This window comes from Streptomyces clavuligerus, from assembly GCF_005519465.1.
GTDB lineage: Bacteria > Actinomycetota > Actinomycetes > Streptomycetales > Streptomycetaceae > Streptomyces > Streptomyces clavuligerus.
Genome location: NZ_CP027858.1, coordinates 4,975,925 through 4,990,995 on the forward strand (window position 1 = coordinate 4,975,925; position 15,071 = coordinate 4,990,995).

Consider the following 15,071-nt stretch of genomic DNA (forward strand, 5'->3'; position numbering starts at 1 on the left):
CCGTCATCGCCTAGGGTCTTCCGCGAGGCTTGTGTGACGGCAGCAAGGTGTAAGGGACAGCTCCATGGCACAGACGTTCACGACGGAGACCGGGACCAGCGATGTGGAGGCCCCCGCCACCGGCTCCCGGTTCAGCCGTCTGCTCACCCGGCTCCGCACGGACCGGGGCGTCTGGCGGCGGGGCGCCGTCCTCGCCCTGTGCGCCGTGCTCCTCGCCCTGGTGATGGGGCTTCATGGACAGATCCCCAACCGCTACGGCAACGTGGGCTCGCTGAACGAGACCTTCCTGCCCTGGTTCGGCCTGGTCCTCCTGCCCCTGCTGCTCGCCGCCGCGCTCTGGCGGCGCTCCGCCACCGCGCTGCTCGCGCTGGTGCTGCCCTTCGCCGTGTGGCTCGACCTCTTCGGCGGGCTGCTCTTCGACAAGTCGTCGGGCGGCGGCGATCTGACGGTCGCCTCCCACAATGTGAACGCGCAGAACCCGGACCCGGTGAAGACCGCCCGCGACGTCGCCGCGTCCGGCGCGGACGTGCTGGCGCTCCAGGAGGTCGCCCAGGGGCAGGGCCGTGTCTACGCGAAGGCCCTCTCCGCCACCTACAAGTACCACTCGGTACAGGGCACCGTCGGCCTGTGGAGCAAGTACCCGCTGCGGGACACCAGGCCCGTGAACATCGGCCTGGGCTGGACCCGGGCCATGCGCTCCACCGTCCTCACACCGAAGGGCGAGGTCGCCGTCTATGTGGCCCATATGCCGTCGGTGCGGGTGAAACTGCGGGCGGGCTTCACGGCGGGCCAGCGGGACCAGAGCGCCGACGCGCTGGGGAAGGCGATCTCCCGGGAGGGCGTGGAGCGGGTGGTGCTGCTCGGGGACCTCAACGGCACCATGAACGACCGCGCGCTCGGCGCCGTCACCTCCCAGATGCGCTCCACGCAGGGCGCGGCGGGCGACGGCTTCGGCTTCAGCTGGCCCGCGTCCTTCCCGATGGCGCGGATCGACCAGATCATGGTCAAGGGCGTCGAGCCGGTCTCCTCGTGGACCCTGCCGCGCACCGGGAGCGACCATCTGCCGATAGCGGCACGGATCGGTCTCTGACCGGCGCGAACCGCTCCCGCACAGCTCTGCCGAACGGTCGCTCGTGAACGTTTCTCCGGGAACGTTCCTTCGCGAACGGTCCTCGTCGACGGCTCCGGTGGACCGGTCCTCGGGAACGGGGAAGTCCCCGGGCTCCGCAGGGGAGCACCGGGGACTTCGGGCACGGGCAGCCGGCCGATCGGCGGTCGGCGCACGCCGCGCCGGGGCGGCTCAGTGGCCGGTCGTCTCCCGCCAGCGGTTGGTGATCGGCAGCCTGCGGTCCTTGCCGAAGCCCTTCGCCGAGATCTTCGTCCCCGGCGGGTACTGCCGCCGCTTGTACTCGGCGGTGTCGACCAGCCGCAGCGTCCTCGTCACCAGCTCCTCGTCGAACCCGGCGGCGACGATCGCCTCCTTGCCCTGGTCGCGGTCGACGTACAGCTCCAGAATCCGGTCGAGGACGTCGTAGTCGGGCAGCGAGTCCGTGTCCATCTGCCCCGGGCGCAGCTCCGCGCTCGGCGGCTTGGTGATCGACGCCTCGGGGATGGGCGGGGTCTGGCCGCGCTCCTCGGCGGCCCGGTTGCGCCAGTGCGCCAGCCGGAACACCGTCGTCTTGTAGACGTCCTTGATCGGCCCGTACGCGCCCACCGAGTCCCCGTACAGCGTGGAGTAGCCCACGGCCAGCTCGGACTTGTTGCCCGGCGCGAGCACGATGTGCCCCTCCTGGTTGGAGACGGCCATCAGCAGGGTGCCGCGCAGCCGCGACTGGAGGTTCTCCTCGGCGAGCCCCGTCAGCGCGAGCGAGCCCATGTACGCGTCGAACAGGGGCTCGATCGACACGGTACGGAAGTGGAGCCCGGTGCGCCGGGCCAGCTCGGCGGCGTCGTCCTTGGAGTGCTCGGACGAGTACTTGGACGGCATGGAGACGCCGTACACGTTCTGCGCGCCGACCGCGTCGCAGGCGATGGCCGCGACCAGCGCGGAGTCGATGCCGCCGGAGAGCCCGATGAGGACCGAGCGGAAGCCGTTCTTCGCGGCGTAGGCGCGCAGTCCCACGACGAGGGCCGAGTACACCTCCTCGTCGTCGTCGAGGCGCTCGGCGTAGCCCCCGGTCAGCTCCGGGTCGTAGGAGGGCAGCGGGTCGGCGGAGACGACCACGTGGTCGATGCGCAGCCCGTCGTCCACGATCCCGGAGGGGATCCCGGGGGCGGCGGCGGGCAGCTCCAGATCGAGGACGACACAGCCCTCGGAGAACTGCGGGGCCCGCGCGACGACCTCGCCGGACGCGTCGACCACGATCGAGTCCCCGTCGAAGACCAGCTCGTCCTGGCCCCCGATCATCGCCAGATAGGCGGTGGTGCACCCGGCCTCCTGGGCCCGCTTGCGGACCAGCTCCAGCCGGGTGTCGTCCTTGTTCTGCTCATAGGGCGAGGCGTTGATGGAGATCAGCAGCCCGGCCCCGGCGGAGCGGGCGGCGGGCACCCGGCCGCCGTCCTGCCACAGGTCCTCGCAGATGGCGAGGGCCACGTCGACGCCGTGCACCCGGATCACCGGGAGGGTGTCCCCGGGGACGAAGTAGCGGAACTCGTCGAAGACGCCGTAGTTGGGCAGATGGTGCTTGGCGAAGCTGAGCACCACCTCGCCCCGGTGCAGCACGGCGGCGGCGTTGCGCGGGGCTCCGGCGGGCTGGCCGTACGTGGGCTGGGCGGCCTCGGAGCGGTCGAGATAGCCGACGATCACCGGCAGCTCGCCCAGATCCTCGTCCGCGAGGCGGACGGCCAGCGCCAGCAGCGCGGCCCGGGACGCCGCCACGAAGGAGGCGCGCAGGGCCAGGTCCTCCACGGGGTAGCCGGTCAGCGCCATCTCGGGGAAGGCGACGAGGTGGGCACCCTGCTCGGCGGAGTGCCGGGTCCGGCGCACGATCGACTCGGCGTTGCCGGAGAGATCGCCGACGGTCGAGTCGATCTGATTCAGGGCGAGACGTAGTTGAGGCACGGCCCCCAGTCTAATCGTCTCTCTGACGCGATGTGCCGTGCGGCGATGTGGGGCGCCCCACGTCCGGGCCCGGGGCGGGGGAGCGGGACGCCCCGTCCGGCCGCCGAGAGGCGCCCCGCGCCCGCGCCGCCCCGGGGCGGCGCGGGCGCGGGGCCGCGGCTCAGGCGCCGCGCTCCCGCCGGTAGCCGAAGGCCGTCATCATCCCCGCCTCCGCGTGGTAGACGTTGTGGCAGTGGATCATCCACAGGCCCGGGTTGTCGGCGTCGAAGTCGGCGGTCAGCCGGCCGTTCGGCAGGATCACCGCCGTGTCCTTGCGGGCCCCTCCCGGGGTGTCCCCCAGGGCGAAGGTGTGCCCGTGCAGATGGAGCGGGTGCCACATGGTGGTCGTATTGCGGAAGACCAGCCGCACCCGCTCCCCGGAGCGGACCTCGTACCGGGGCGCGCCGCCGGCCCAGGGCGTGCCGTCGAAGGCCCAGTCGTACGCCGCCATCCCGCCCGTCAGCTCGATCCCGACGGTGCGGTCCGGCGTGCGGCGGGGCAGGGCCACGGAGTCGTCGGCGCGCAGCCGGTCGGCGGTCAGCAGCCGCCGGGACAGCTCCCGGGGCCGGGTCCGCGCGCCGGGCGGGGAGCCGCCGCCGGTGCGGAGCACTGCGAGCGCGGACGCGCCCTTGCCCTCGGCGACAGCGGTGAACGGGAAGACCCCGTCGCCCGCCGTCACGAGGACGTCGTAGCGCTCGCCCATGCCCAGCAGCAGGGCGTCGGTGCGCGCGTGCCGCACCGGGAACCCGTCCGTGTGGGTGACGGTCAGCTCATGGCCGCCGAGGGCGACCCGGAAGGCGGTATCGCCGCCCGCGTTGACGATCCGCAGCCGGATGCGGTCGCCGGGCCTCGCGGTGAAGACCTCCGGGTCCTTCGGCGTGCGGCCGTTGACGAGGTAGTGCGGATAGGCGACGTCACCGGCGTCCCCGCCGAGCAGATCGCTCCGCGCGCCCATCATCATCCGGGACGGGCCCTTCGGGTCGCCGGGGTTCTCCCGCGCGGACATCGGGGCCATGCCGCCGTGGCCCTCGTGCCCGCCGCCGCCCGTGCCCTCGCCCTCGCCCATGCCCATGCCCATACCCTCGCTCAGCTCGGCGAGGACCGCGTCGGGGGTGGAGCCGTCGACACCGTCGACCCAGTCGTCCAGGACGATCACCCACTCCTTGTCGTACGCCAGGGGTTCCTTCGGGTCCTCGACGATCAGCGGCGCGTACAGCCCCCGGTCCTGCTGGACGCCGGAGTGGGGGTGGAACCAGTAGGTGCCCGGGTCGGACAGGGCGAAGCGGTAGGTGAACTCCGCGCCCGCCGCGATGGGCCGCTGGGTGAGGCCGGGGACGCCGTCCATGTCATTGCGCAGCGCCAGGCCGTGCCAGTGCAGGGAGGTCGACTCGGGCAGGTTGTTGGCGAGGGTGAGGGCGAGGGTGTCCCCGGCGGTGGCCCGGACCTCCCGGCCGGGGAGCCGGTCCCCGTACGCCCAGGAGCGGACCGTCAGGCCGCCGCCCAGCTCCAGCGTGGCGGGGGTGGCGGTCAGCCGCACCCTGCGCTCGGGGCCACCGGCCCGCTTCGCCTCGGCGGCCCGGACCTCCGGGCCGCCGGGGGAGACGAAGTCCTTGAGCCGCCCCGGGTCCCGGGCGCCCTTGGCGTCCGGGGCGGCGGACTTCCCGCCGGGGGAGCCGTGGCCCGCGTGGCCGCCGCCCCCGGAGTCCGATCCGGAGCAGGCGGCGAGGGCCCCGGTCCCGGCGAGGGCGAGGGAGGCTCCCACGAGGGAGCGGCGAGTGATGTGCGTGCGCATGACGAAGTGCACCTTCGGGTGGTCGTGGACGGATCTGATCGGCCGTGCGCCCCGGGACGGGGCACGGCTCCTAGATCCGCAGGACCGACAGGCGGGTGAGCACCTCGCGCGGCGGCGGCGCCCGGGGGCCCTCCGCGCCGGTGGGCCGGACCCGCCGCACCCGGGCCGCCAGGGCCCGTGCCCGCCGCCGCAGGCCGACGACGAGCAGCGCGACGCCGTACGCGCCGAGCACGGCGAGACAGACCAGCGCCGGGTCCATGCCGTGCCCGGCCCCCGGTTCCGGGCCGTCCGTCCGCGCCGCCGTGGACGCCGCGATCCCGCCGGGGGCGTGCGCGCCGGGCGCCGGGACGCTGCCGTGGTGCCCCTGGACGCGGTCCGGGGACGGATGGCCCACCGTGTGCATCGTGCCGAGGCCGAACAGCAGCGCGACGAGCAGCAGCAACTGCCCCGCGCGTCCGCTCCGGCCCCACATCATGATCCGCATACTACCCCCACCGGGTATGCGTGCGAGGGGTGCGCACCGTCCGGGCACGGCCGCCGCCCGGGGCTTTGGCGGTCTTCGTCGTCAGGCTGACGGGGAGCGCCCGCGCGGGTCCCCGGCACGGCGGCGGAGGCGGACAGCGAGGGCGGCGGGCTGATGGCGGCGCAGGAGTCACCGGCGGAACGGGCGCCCTGCGCACCGCCGCGGCCCGCGCCCTCGGCCGGGCGCTCCGCGCCTGGCGCTGTCCGCCGCGCTCGGCCCGTCGCGCCTGGCGCTGTCCGCCGCGCTCGGCCCGTCCGTCCGGTGTGCGGCCCTCCGGTCCTGCCGTGCCCGGGATGGGGCCCGGCGTCCGGCGCGCGGCCCTCCGGTCCTCCCGTGCCCGGGATGGGGCCCGGCGTCCGGCGCGCGGCCCTCCGGTCCTCCCGTGCCCGGGGGCGGGGCCCGGCGCCCGCCGCGCTCGTCCGCCGCTGTCGCACCACCCCACGGGTGGCCCGCGGCGCACTCCTGGAGAACGCCCGCCACCGGGCCCTCGCCGCCGAGGTTCTGGCGCTGCGCCAGGACCGGCCGCTGCCCGGCGTGCCGGTCACGGTCCTCGCCGCGACCGAGGGCGGACGGCGGTGGACCGCCCGGCGGCGGGCGCCCGCCCTGAACCGGGCGCGCGGTTCGACGAGATCGCCCCGGCGGTCCATCCGCTGATGCCGGACCGGCCGGACGCGGTGGCCGGCGCGGTGCTCGGCGCCCGGCCGCGCCGAACCGTGCCGCCCGCCCCGGTCACCTCGCCGCGTACACCCGCTCCACCCACCCCGCAAGCTGCTCGTCCGAGAGATGCCGGGCCAGATCGGCCTCGCTGATCATCCCCACCAGCCGCTTGTTCTCGATCACCGGCAGCCGCCGGATCTGGTGCCCCTCCATCTCCTGGAGCACGTCCTCGACCCCGGAGCCCGCGTCGATCCAGCGCGGTGTCCCCCGGGCCAGATCCCCGGCCGTGACCTTCGACGGGTCGTGGCCCACGGCGACACAGCCCACCACGATGTCCCGGTCGGTGAGGATGCCGCACAGCCGCTCGTTCGAGTCGGCGATCGGCAGTGCGCCCACCCCCAGCTCGCGCATGAGCTGCGCGGCCCGGTCGAGCGTCTCGTGCGCGGGGATCCACTGGGCCCCGGCGTGCATGATGTCCTTGGCGGTGGTCATGGTCGGTCGAACCTCCTCGGCCGTCGGCGGTCGGCGCGCGACCCGATGGGTCCCGCGTTCTCCGGAGTACCGCGACCGCCGCGCCCCAAACCCCACCTGCCCCACCGGCCTCGTGCACCCCACTCCGGAGACGCTCCCCGAAACCACCCCTGGACACCCGTCCGTGACCGCCCCCGGACAGCCGTCCGCCCCGGAGCCTGACGGCTGACCGGGGCGGACGGCTGAGCGGGCCGGGGGCCCAAGGGCGCACGGGCCTCAGGTGCGGACCTGGGCCCCGCGCTCCTTGAGCATGCCCACCATCAGCTCGACCTCGGAGCGCTGCCCGTTGACCATGGTCTGCGCCAGCGACTTCTGGGTGTCGACCTCGCACAGATCCACACAGCCCTGGGCCATGTCGGCACCGGCGTTGTGGTGGACGATCATGAGCTGGAGGAACTCGGTCTCCGCGGCCCTGCCCTTGAGCTTCTTCAGCCGCTCCATCTGCTCGGGCGTCGCCATGCCCGCCATCAGGGCGCCGTCCCCGGCCCCCCGCGCGTGCCCCGCGTGCGCGCCGCCCGCCTCCGCCATCCACGCCATCGGCTTCTGGCCGGGGTCGACCTTCGGCAGCTCCCACAGGCTCAGCCAGCCGTGCATCATGCCGCGCTGGTTGGCCTGGGTGTTGGCGATGTCGTACGCCAGTGTGCGGACGTCCTCGTCGTCGGTGAGGTCGCGCACGATGAACGACATCTCCACCGCCTGCTGGTGGTGGATGGCCATGTCCCGCGCGAACCCGGCGTCGGCGGAGTCGGCCGCCGGGGTCACGGGGTGCGCGGATTCGCCGTCCCCGCCCGCCGCGACCACCGTCGCGGTGCCCGCGAAGAGCAGCGCCAGGACGACGGCCGCGATGGAGGCCCAGTGGGTCCGGGTCATCGCCATCACTTCGCCGTCACGCCACCGGCGCACGCGGCGCCGGGCTCCTGCGTCTGCGGGCCCTGGACGTACTTCTTGAAGAACAGCTCGACCCGCTCGTCATCGGCGCTGTCCACGGTGAGCTGCTTGCCCCACGCCGAGAGCATGATCGCGCCCTGCTGCTCCTTGATCGGGCTGATCATGGAGTACGAGGTCTCCTTGACCTTCTTCTCCAGCTTCTCGACATCGCCCTTGGGAGCCTTGTCGTTGTACGTGACCCACACCGCGCCGTGCTCCAGCGAGTGCACCGCGTTCTCGTTCGGCACCGGCTCCTTGTAGACGCTGCGGTCGCAGTTCAGCCAGCGGGTGTGGTGGTCGCCGCCGACCGGGGGCGTCTGCTCGTACGTGACGGGCTTCGGGTCGACGTGGTTGTTGCCGAGCTTCTTCTCGTCCCAGGTCTTGATCCCGGATATCGGCTGCGCGAGCAGCTTCTCCTCGCGCTTGTCCTCCTCGTTCTCCTCGTTCAGCACATAGACGCCGAAGCCGACGAGCCCGGCCACGATCACACCGCTGATGGAGATGGTCAGCAGGCGGTTGCGGCGCTCGCGGGACGCCTCGGCCTTGCGCATGGCCTCGATACGGGCGCGGCGGTCGTCGCTGGTCTTACGGGAAGCCATCGTGTCGTCCTTCGTCGTGGGGTGACCAAGAAATGATCAAATGATCGGGAGGGCGGGCGGAGCGGGGCAAGGGCGCGGGTGGTACCGGGCCCGTCCCGCGGATGTCCGGCAAGAGGCCCCGCGGGGCATCCGGACGACAGGGCCCTTAAGTCCGCAGCACCTGAAGGACGTGCAGATCGGGAGCGCGCGGCCGGGCGGGTGTGGCCGTGGGCGCGCCGGTCACCGGGTCCCGGTCGAGCCGGGGCAGCCGGTGTCCCGGGTCGGCGGGGGAGTCCGGCGGCGGCGCGGTCAGGACCGCGGCGGAGACCGTCGGCAGCAGTCCGCAGGCGCCCCTGTCGTTGGGACAGGAGAAGGCGGGCGCGGAGTGCCGGGCGGGGTCCAGCGTGATCCCGGGGCGATGGTGCTCGTCCGGCGGATCGAGACAGAGGAAGAGCGCGCCGAGCAGCGTCGCCACGGCACTCAGCAGTGCCATGGGACGCTGGATCTGCGCGCCGAGGCCGGACGGCTTACCCCCCATGTCCGCAGATCGTAGCGAGCGGCGCCGTTCCGCACCGCATACGGGGCGCCCCGGCGGCCGTACGGCCCGGGTCCGGTGCCCTCCGGACTCGTTTCCCGGGGGTCGGCTGACCCACAATGGGGCTCGGCGCCGGGTTCGCAATGTGCTGGAAACCCGTGGATGGGATGCTCGGCGGAGCAGGCGGCTTGACCGGCAAGGATGGGTGGAAATGGATAAGCAGCAGGAATTCGTGCTCCGCACGCTGGAGGAGCGTGACATCCGGTTCGTGCGCCTGTGGTTCACGGATGTGCTCGGCTTTCTGAAGTCGGTCGCGGTGGCCCCCGCTGAACTCGAACAGGCGTTCGACGAAGGGATCGGCTTCGACGGCTCGGCCATCGAGGGCTTCGCCCGCGTCTACGAGTCCGACATGATCGCCAAGCCGGACCCCGGGACTTTCCAGATCCTCCCCTGGCGGGCCGAGGCCCCCGGCACCGCGCGGATGTTCTGCGACATCCTGATGCCGGACGGCTCGCCCTCCTTCGCCGACCCGCGCTATGTCCTCAAGCGGGGCCTCGCGAAGGCGTCGGACCTCGGCTTCACCTTCTACACCCACCCCGAGATCGAGTTCTTCCTGCTGAAGGACAAGCCGCTCGACGGCTCCCGCCCGGTGCCCGCCGACAACTCCGGCTACTTCGACCACACCCCGCAGAACGTCGGCATGGACTTCCGGCGGCAGGCGATCACCATGCTCGAATCCATGGGCATCTCGGTGGAGTTCAGCCACCACGAGGGCGCGCCGGGCCAGCAGGAGATCGACCTCCGGTACGCGGACGCCCTCTCCACCGCCGACAACATCATGACCTTCCGGCTGGTGATGAAGCAGGTCGCGCTGGAGCAGGGCGTACAGGCCACCTTCATGCCGAAACCGTTCAGCGAGTACCCCGGCTCCGGGATGCACACCCATCTCTCGCTCTTCGAGGGCGACCGCAACGCGTTCTACGAGTCCGGGGCCGAGTACCAGCTCTCCAAGGTGGGACGGTCCTTCATCGCCGGGCTGCTGCGGCACGCCGCCGAGATCTCCGCCGTCACCAACCAGTGGGTCAACTCGTACAAGCGGATCTGGGGCGGCTCCGCCCGCAGCGCGGGCGCGGGCGGTGAGGCACCTTCGTACATCTGCTGGGGCCACAACAACCGCTCCGCGCTGATCCGGGTACCGATGTACAAGCCGGGCAAGACCGGCTCCTCGCGGGTGGAGATGCGCTCCATCGACTCCGGCGCCAACCCCTATCTGACGTACGCGGTCCTGCTGGCCGCCGGTCTCAAGGGCATCGAGCAGGGGTACGAGCTGCCCGCGGGCGCCGACGACGACGTCTGGGCGCTCTCCGACGCCGAGCGCCGGGCCATGGGCATCGAGCCGCTGCCGCAGAACCTGGGCGAGGCGATCTCCCTGATGGAGCGGAGCGAGCTGGTCGCCGAGACGCTGGGCGAGCATGTCTTCGACTTCTTCCTGCGCAACAAGAAGCAGGAGTGGGAGGAGTACCGCTCCGAGGTCACCGCGTTCGAGCTGCGGAAGAATCTGCCGGTGCTCTGAGCCCGCCGGGCGCGCCGGGGGCCGGGGTCCGTGCGGCCCCGGCGCTCCCGGGGCCGCGCCCGCCGCGCCGGGATGCGGAGCGTCCGGTGTCCGGCGACCCTGGAGGGGTGGGGGACCCAGGGTGAAGGGAAGGACCCCATGTCCGTGCTGGACAAGCTCAAGCAGATGCTCAAGGGCCATGAGTCCAAGGTCGACCAGGGGGTCGAGAAGGCGGGCGACGCGTTCGACGCCAAGACCAAGGGCAAGTACGCCGGCCATGTCGACACCGCCCAGCAGAAGCTGAAGGACCAGTTCGGCACGGGCGGCAGCCGGAGCGCCGACGGGCCGGACGCGGGCGGCCAGAGCCAGCCGCCGCCGCCCCCGCCGCCCGCGAGCTGAGCCGGGTGCCCGGGGAGGCGGGCGCGGTCCGCGTCCCCCGCCCGGAGCAGTGCCCCCCGCGCCCGGCCGTGTTCTCCGCTCCCGGGCCGCCCCTGATCGTTCTCCGCTCCCGGGCCGCCGCCGATCCGTGACAAGGGACGGCGCCCCGGGAGCGGGTGCGCCCGGTGCGCCGGGCGCCGCCTTCGTGGACGCCGCGGGGCGCTGCTTCCTCCGGCGTGGCGGGCCGCTGCTTCCGCTGGCTTCCCCGCCGGCCCCCGCCGTTCTCCGGTGTTCCTCGCCGTTCCCCGGCGTTCTCCTGCGCCGCGGGGGTGCCGGAACGTCAACGTGCTGTCCGCACGGGTCCGTCCGCGGACATGCTTTCGTACGCGCTCCCGTGCGGACGGCCGGTCGCGGCCGTCGTGCCCGCCGCCACCGCCGCGTCCGCCCGGGAGCGCCCCGTCGTCCGCCGTCAGACGTCCGTGAACCGCCAGCGGGTCTGCGCGTACGGCGCCTTGGCGAAGCCGAAGGCCGTCCGCGGCTCCACCCGGAACACCGGCGCCCGCCCGCCGTCGCCCACGAAGGCCCCGTCCCGGACCGCGAAGGTCCACTCGTCCCCGTACTTCTCCGTGTACGCGCGCGCCAGCGCCCGCAGCCGCACCCCGTCGGTGAGCGGAACGGCCGTACCCTCGACCACCAGGTCGAATCCCGTGCGCAGCGCGTTGACGCCCGTCACCAGCGCCACCTCCGGGTTCTCCCGCAGATTGAGCGCCTTGCGCTCCTCGGGTCCGGTGCAGAAGTGGAGCCCGCCGTCCTGCCAGACCGCGAGCAGCGGGGTGACATGCGGCCGTCCGTCCGGCCGTACCGTCGACAGCCAGAACAGCTCGGCCTCCGTCAGCAGGGCCACCGCCCGCGCCCAGTCGGCGGCGCCCGCATCCGGCGCGCTGTAGCGGGGGTCGAGCCGGGTCTCGGGAAGGGGCGGCGTCGGCATGGTCTCTCCTCGTCCATGGGCCCGGGTATCGCGGGACACCCGGGCCGGTCAGCGGGGGTTGACGGTCCGGACGTCCGGCACCCGTCGGTCCGGGCCGCCCGGAGTGGGCCCGTAGGCTGCCCGTGGGGCTAGTCTCGATCCGACGGGCCTTGATCGCAGGAGCATCGCGGAGCCACCACGAGCCCCACAGGCACCACCAGCAGCAGCACCGGCTGTACAGACAGGACCAGCGGGACCAGCAGGACGGGCGCCGCGGCGGACCGGCGGCGGCGCTCGGCCGCGCGTACCGGAGTCGACGGACGGCGGCGGAGGCGGTGACGGCGGTGACGGCGGCACGGGCCCGCCACAGCGCGGACCGATCGCGGACTGATCGCGGAACGAGGAGACGGCGGGATGACGGCGGTGCCGGGGCGCAGAAGCAGTACCTTCACCAGGCTGCTGCGGCACGGATTCACCGACCCGGGTGACGCCGAGCGGCTGCTCGAACTGCCCGACATGGCCCCCGCACGGGCGGACTCCGTGCTGCTCGACGCCCTCGGCGCGGTCGCCGACCCCGATCTGGCGCTGCGGAGCCTGGTCCGGCTGGTCGAGGCGCAGCCGGAGCCCGACCGGCGGGCCCTGCTCGACACGCTGATCGCCGCCAAGCCGCTGCGGGACCGCCTCCTCGGGGTGCTCGGCGCCTCCGAGGCGCTCGGGGACCACCTCGCCCGCCATCCGGGCGACTGGCGCGCGCTGGTCACCTATGAGGCGGCGGACCTCCACCCCGGGGTGGAGGAGTTCGAGGAGTGCCTGGGCGGAGTGGCCGACCCGGTCGCCCTGCGGGTCGCCTACCGGCGCTGCCTGCTCTCCATCGCCGCCCGCGACGTGTGCGGCACGATCGACCTCGCCGAGACCGCCGCCGAACTGGCGGACCTGGCCACCGCGACCCTGCGGGCCGCGCTCACCATCGCCCGGACCGAGGCCCCCGAGGACGCCGCGAGCTGCCGGCTCGCCGTCATCGCGCTCGGCAAGTGCGGCGGCCACGAGCTGAACTACGTCTCCGACGTCGATGTCGTCTTCGTCGCCGAACCGGCGGGCGGGGCCGACGAGGACGTGGCGCTGCGGGCCGCGACCCGGCTGGCCTCCCACATGATGCGGATCTGCTCCGACACCACCGTCGAGGGCACCATCTGGCCGGTGGACGCCAATCTGCGCCCCGAGGGACGCAACGGCCCGCTGGTGCGCACCCTCTCCAGCCATCTCGCCTACTACCAGCGCTGGGCCAAGACCTGGGAGTTCCAGGCCCTGCTCAAGGCGCGCGCGGTGGCCGGTGACCCGGCGCTCGGCCAGAGCTATGTCGACGCCGTCTCACCGCTGGTGTGGCAGGCCGCCGAACGGGAGAACTTCGTCGCCGACGTGCAGCGGATGCGCCGCCGGGTCGTCGACAACATCCCCGCCGACGAGGTGGAACGGGAGCTGAAGCTCGGCCCCGGCGGGCTGCGGGACGTCGAGTTCGCCGTCCAGCTCCTCCAGCTCGTGCACGGCCGCAGCGACTCCACCCTGCGCAGCGGGTCGACCCTGGAGGCCCTGGGGGCCCTCGCCCGGGGCGGCTATGTGGGCCGGGTGGACGCGGCCCAGCTCGACGACGCGTACCGCTTCCTGCGCTCCATGGAGCACCGCATCCAGCTCTACCGGCTGCGGCGCACCCATCTCGTCCCCGAGGACTCCGACGACCTGCGCAGGCTCGGCCGCTCGCTCGGGCTGCGGATGGACCCCGTCTTCGAGCTGAACCGGGAGTGGCGGCGGCACGCGGCGGTCGTGCGGCGGCTGCACGAGAAGCTGTTCTACCGGCCGCTGCTCGACGCGGTGGCCCAGCTCGCCCCCGGCGAGACCCGGCTCAGCGCCCGCGCGGCGGGCCAGCGGCTCGAAGCCCTCGGCTACGCGGACCCCGCCGCCGCGCTGCGCCATCTGGAGGCGCTGGCGTCCGGTGTCACCCGCAAGTCCGCCATCCAGCGGACCCTGCTGCCCGTCCTCCTCGGCTGGTTCGCGGACTCCGCCGACCCGGACGCCGGGCTCCTCGGCTTCCGCAAGGTCTCCGACGCGCTCGGCAAGACGCCCTGGTATCTGCGGCTGCTGCGGGACGAGGGCGCGGCGGCGGAGAATCTGGCCCGGGTGCTGTCGGCGGGCCGCTTCGCCCCCGATCTGCTGCTGCGGGCCCCGGAGGCGGTCGCCATCCTGGGCGACCCCGGCGGGCTGAAACCCCGGGGCCGCGACCATCTGGAGCCGGAGATCCTGGCCGCCGTCGGCCGGGCCCAGTCCGCCGAGGACGCGGTGGCGGTGGCCCGTGGCGTACGCCGCCGCGAACTGTTCCGCACCGCCGCCGCCGACCTCATCGGCTCGTACGGAACGGAGGACAGCCCGGCCGAGGACGACGCGGGCGCCCTCCTCGAACAGGTCGGCCAGGCGCTGACCGACCTCAACGCCGCCACCCTCGCGGGCGCGCTGCGCGCCGCCGTGCGCGAGCAGTGGGGGGACGAGCTGCCGACCCGGTTCGCGGTCATCGGCATGGGCCGCTTCGGCGGCCACGAGCTGAACTACGGCTCCGACGCCGATGTGCTCTTCGTCCACGAGCCCCGCGAAGGCGTGGACGAGCAGGAGGCCGCCCGCGCCGCGAACACCGTCGTCGCGGAGATGCGGCGGCTGCTCCAGCTCCCGACCGCCGACCCGCCGCTGCTGATCGACGTGGATCTGCGCCCCGAGGGCAAGAACGGCCCGCTGGTGCGCTCGCTCTCCTCGTACGAGGCGTACTACCGGCGCTGGTCGCTGGTGTGGGAGAGCCAGGCGCTGCTGCGGGCGGAGCCGATGGCGGGCGATCCGGAGCTGGGGGCCCGCTTCATCGAGCTGGTCGACCCGCTGCGCTACCCCATGGAGGGCCTGGGGGAGGGGGCGGTGCGCGAGATCCGGCGGCTCAAGGCCCGGATGGAGGCCGAACGGCTGCCGCGCGGCGCGGACCCCACGCTCCACACCAAGCTGGGCCGGGGCGGGCTGAGCGACGTCGAGTGGACCGTCCAGCTCCTCCAGATGCGGCACGGCTGGGCCGAGCCGGGGCTGCGCACCACCCGGACCCGCCAGGCGCTGGCCGCCGCGCACGGCGCCGGGCTGATCGGCACGGAGGACGCGCAGACCCTGGACGAGGCATGGGTGCTGGCCTCCCGGGTGCGCAACGCGGTGATGCTGGTCCGGGGCCGGGCGGGGGACACCTTCCCCTCCGACGGCCGGGAGCTGGCGGCGGTGGGGCGCTATCTGGGCTACGGGCCGGGACATGTCGGGGACATGCTGGACGACTACCGCAGGACGACGCGGCGGGCGCGCGCGGTGATGGAGACGCTGTTCTACGACGCGTAGCGGCCTGCGGCCCGCACGGAGCGGGAGACGTGGACGTTCGGCTGACGCACGAGCCTTTCCGTTGGGCGCGGGGTCCGTCCTCGACCTCCCCCGGAGGGGGTGCACCCACGGGCTGGATCTGCTCGG

At 73.7% G+C, this 15,071-nt stretch carries 13 protein-coding genes; 5 read left to right on the forward strand and 8 right to left on the reverse strand.

The window, feature by feature from the left end:
* The first annotated feature begins 64 nt into the window (after positions 1–64).
* Positions 65–1,090: an endonuclease/exonuclease/phosphatase family protein gene (locus tag CRV15_RS20960; protein ID WP_003956608.1), complete on the forward strand. Its 1,026-nt coding sequence runs from the start codon at positions 65–67 to the stop codon at positions 1,088–1,090.
* Positions 1,091–1,300: 210 nt separating this feature from the next.
* Here the strand turns inward: CRV15_RS20960 and CRV15_RS20965 are convergent, their stop codons facing one another.
* The 3 genes from CRV15_RS20965 to CRV15_RS20975 form a co-directional block, all read right to left on the reverse strand.
* On the reverse strand, positions 1,301–3,061 hold the full coding sequence (locus CRV15_RS20965; protein ID WP_003960282.1) for an NAD+ synthase: 1,761 nt from the start codon (positions 3,059–3,061) through the stop codon (positions 1,301–1,303).
* A gap of 160 nt (positions 3,062–3,221) precedes the next feature.
* The gene (locus tag CRV15_RS20970; protein WP_003960281.1) at positions 3,222–4,892 is read right to left on the reverse strand and encodes a multicopper oxidase family protein; all 1,671 of its coding nucleotides are present in this window, start codon (positions 4,890–4,892) and stop codon (positions 3,222–3,224) included.
* 70 nt (positions 4,893–4,962) lie between these two features.
* Complete coding sequence (locus CRV15_RS20975; RefSeq protein ID WP_003960280.1) at positions 4,963–5,376, reverse strand: DUF6153 family protein; 414 nt, start codon at positions 5,374–5,376, stop codon at positions 4,963–4,965.
* A 483-nt stretch (positions 5,377–5,859) separates the two neighbouring features.
* Between CRV15_RS20975 and CRV15_RS20980 the strand changes: the two genes are divergently transcribed.
* On the forward strand, positions 5,860–6,069 hold the full coding sequence (locus CRV15_RS20980; protein WP_129555065.1) for a hypothetical protein: 210 nt from the start codon (positions 5,860–5,862) through the stop codon (positions 6,067–6,069).
* 75 nt (positions 6,070–6,144) lie between these two features.
* Here the strand turns inward: CRV15_RS20980 and CRV15_RS20985 are convergent, their stop codons facing one another.
* The 4 genes from CRV15_RS20985 to CRV15_RS21000 all read right to left on the reverse strand — a co-directional run bounded on the left by CRV15_RS20985 (position 6,145) and on the right by CRV15_RS21000 (position 8,646).
* The gene (locus CRV15_RS20985; protein WP_009996021.1) at positions 6,145–6,564 is read right to left on the reverse strand and encodes a CBS domain-containing protein; all 420 of its coding nucleotides are present in this window, start codon (positions 6,562–6,564) and stop codon (positions 6,145–6,147) included.
* 255 nt (positions 6,565–6,819) lie between these two features.
* Positions 6,820–7,479, reverse strand: coding sequence for a DUF305 domain-containing protein (locus tag CRV15_RS20990; RefSeq protein ID WP_003960277.1), 660 nt, complete (start codon positions 7,477–7,479; stop codon positions 6,820–6,822).
* Positions 7,479–8,129: a thioredoxin-like domain-containing protein gene (locus tag CRV15_RS20995; protein WP_003956601.1), complete on the reverse strand. Its 651-nt coding sequence runs from the start codon at positions 8,127–8,129 to the stop codon at positions 7,479–7,481. Before CRV15_RS20995 ends, CRV15_RS20990 begins: the two co-directional genes overlap by 1 nt.
* 145 nt (positions 8,130–8,274) lie before the next feature.
* Positions 8,275–8,646, reverse strand: a complete 372-nt coding sequence (locus CRV15_RS21000; protein WP_009996011.1) for a hypothetical protein — start codon at positions 8,644–8,646, stop codon at positions 8,275–8,277.
* Between the two features lie 208 nt (positions 8,647–8,854).
* Here CRV15_RS21000 and CRV15_RS21005 point away from each other — a divergent pair, with 208 nt between their 5' ends.
* Both CRV15_RS21005 and CRV15_RS21010 read left to right on the forward strand, forming a co-directional pair.
* Positions 8,855–10,216: a glutamine synthetase family protein gene (locus CRV15_RS21005; RefSeq protein WP_003956599.1), complete on the forward strand. Its 1,362-nt coding sequence runs from the start codon at positions 8,855–8,857 to the stop codon at positions 10,214–10,216.
* A 138-nt stretch (positions 10,217–10,354) separates the two neighbouring features.
* Positions 10,355–10,594, forward strand: a complete 240-nt coding sequence (locus tag CRV15_RS21010) for an antitoxin (protein WP_003956598.1) — start codon at positions 10,355–10,357, stop codon at positions 10,592–10,594.
* 448 nt (positions 10,595–11,042) lie between these two features.
* Here CRV15_RS21010 and CRV15_RS21015 read toward each other — a convergent pair whose 3' ends face one another.
* Positions 11,043–11,561 carry a pyridoxamine 5'-phosphate oxidase family protein gene (locus CRV15_RS21015; protein ID WP_003956597.1) on the reverse strand — a complete coding sequence of 173 codons (519 nt, stop codon included), beginning with the start codon at positions 11,559–11,561 and terminating at the stop codon, positions 11,043–11,045.
* 393 nt (positions 11,562–11,954) lie between these two features.
* On the opposite strand from CRV15_RS21015, the gene CRV15_RS21020 reads away from it, so the two are divergent.
* Positions 11,955–14,945, forward strand: coding sequence for a bifunctional [glutamine synthetase] adenylyltransferase/[glutamine synthetase]-adenylyl-L-tyrosine phosphorylase (locus CRV15_RS21020; RefSeq protein ID WP_003956596.1), 2,991 nt, complete (start codon positions 11,955–11,957; stop codon positions 14,943–14,945).
* The last annotated feature ends 126 nt before the right edge of the window (positions 14,946–15,071 follow it).

Coding starts and splice junctions, on each gene's coding strand:
- CRV15_RS20990 (WP_003960277.1), bottom strand. CDS start 7,479: ATGGCGATGACCCGGACCCACTGGGCCTCCATCGCGGCCGTCGTCCTG.
- CRV15_RS21010 (WP_003956598.1), top strand. CDS start 10,355: ATGTCCGTGCTGGACAAGCTCAAGCAGATGCTCAAGGGCCATGAGTCC.
- CRV15_RS20985 (WP_009996021.1), bottom strand. CDS start 6,564: ATGACCACCGCCAAGGACATCATGCACGCCGGGGCCCAGTGGATCCCC.
- CRV15_RS20995 (WP_003956601.1), bottom strand. CDS start 8,129: ATGGCTTCCCGTAAGACCAGCGACGACCGCCGCGCCCGTATCGAGGCC.
- CRV15_RS20975 (WP_003960280.1), bottom strand. CDS start 5,376: ATGCGGATCATGATGTGGGGCCGGAGCGGACGCGCGGGGCAGTTGCTG.
- CRV15_RS21000 (WP_009996011.1), bottom strand. CDS start 8,646: ATGGGGGGTAAGCCGTCCGGCCTCGGCGCGCAGATCCAGCGTCCCATG.
- CRV15_RS21005 (WP_003956599.1), top strand. CDS start 8,855: ATGGATAAGCAGCAGGAATTCGTGCTCCGCACGCTGGAGGAGCGTGAC.
- CRV15_RS21015 (WP_003956597.1), bottom strand. CDS start 11,561: ATGCCGACGCCGCCCCTTCCCGAGACCCGGCTCGACCCCCGCTACAGC.
- CRV15_RS20960 (WP_003956608.1), top strand. CDS start 65: ATGGCACAGACGTTCACGACGGAGACCGGGACCAGCGATGTGGAGGCC.
- CRV15_RS20970 (WP_003960281.1), bottom strand. CDS start 4,892: ATGCGCACGCACATCACTCGCCGCTCCCTCGTGGGAGCCTCCCTCGCC.
- CRV15_RS21020 (WP_003956596.1), top strand. CDS start 11,955: ATGACGGCGGTGCCGGGGCGCAGAAGCAGTACCTTCACCAGGCTGCTG.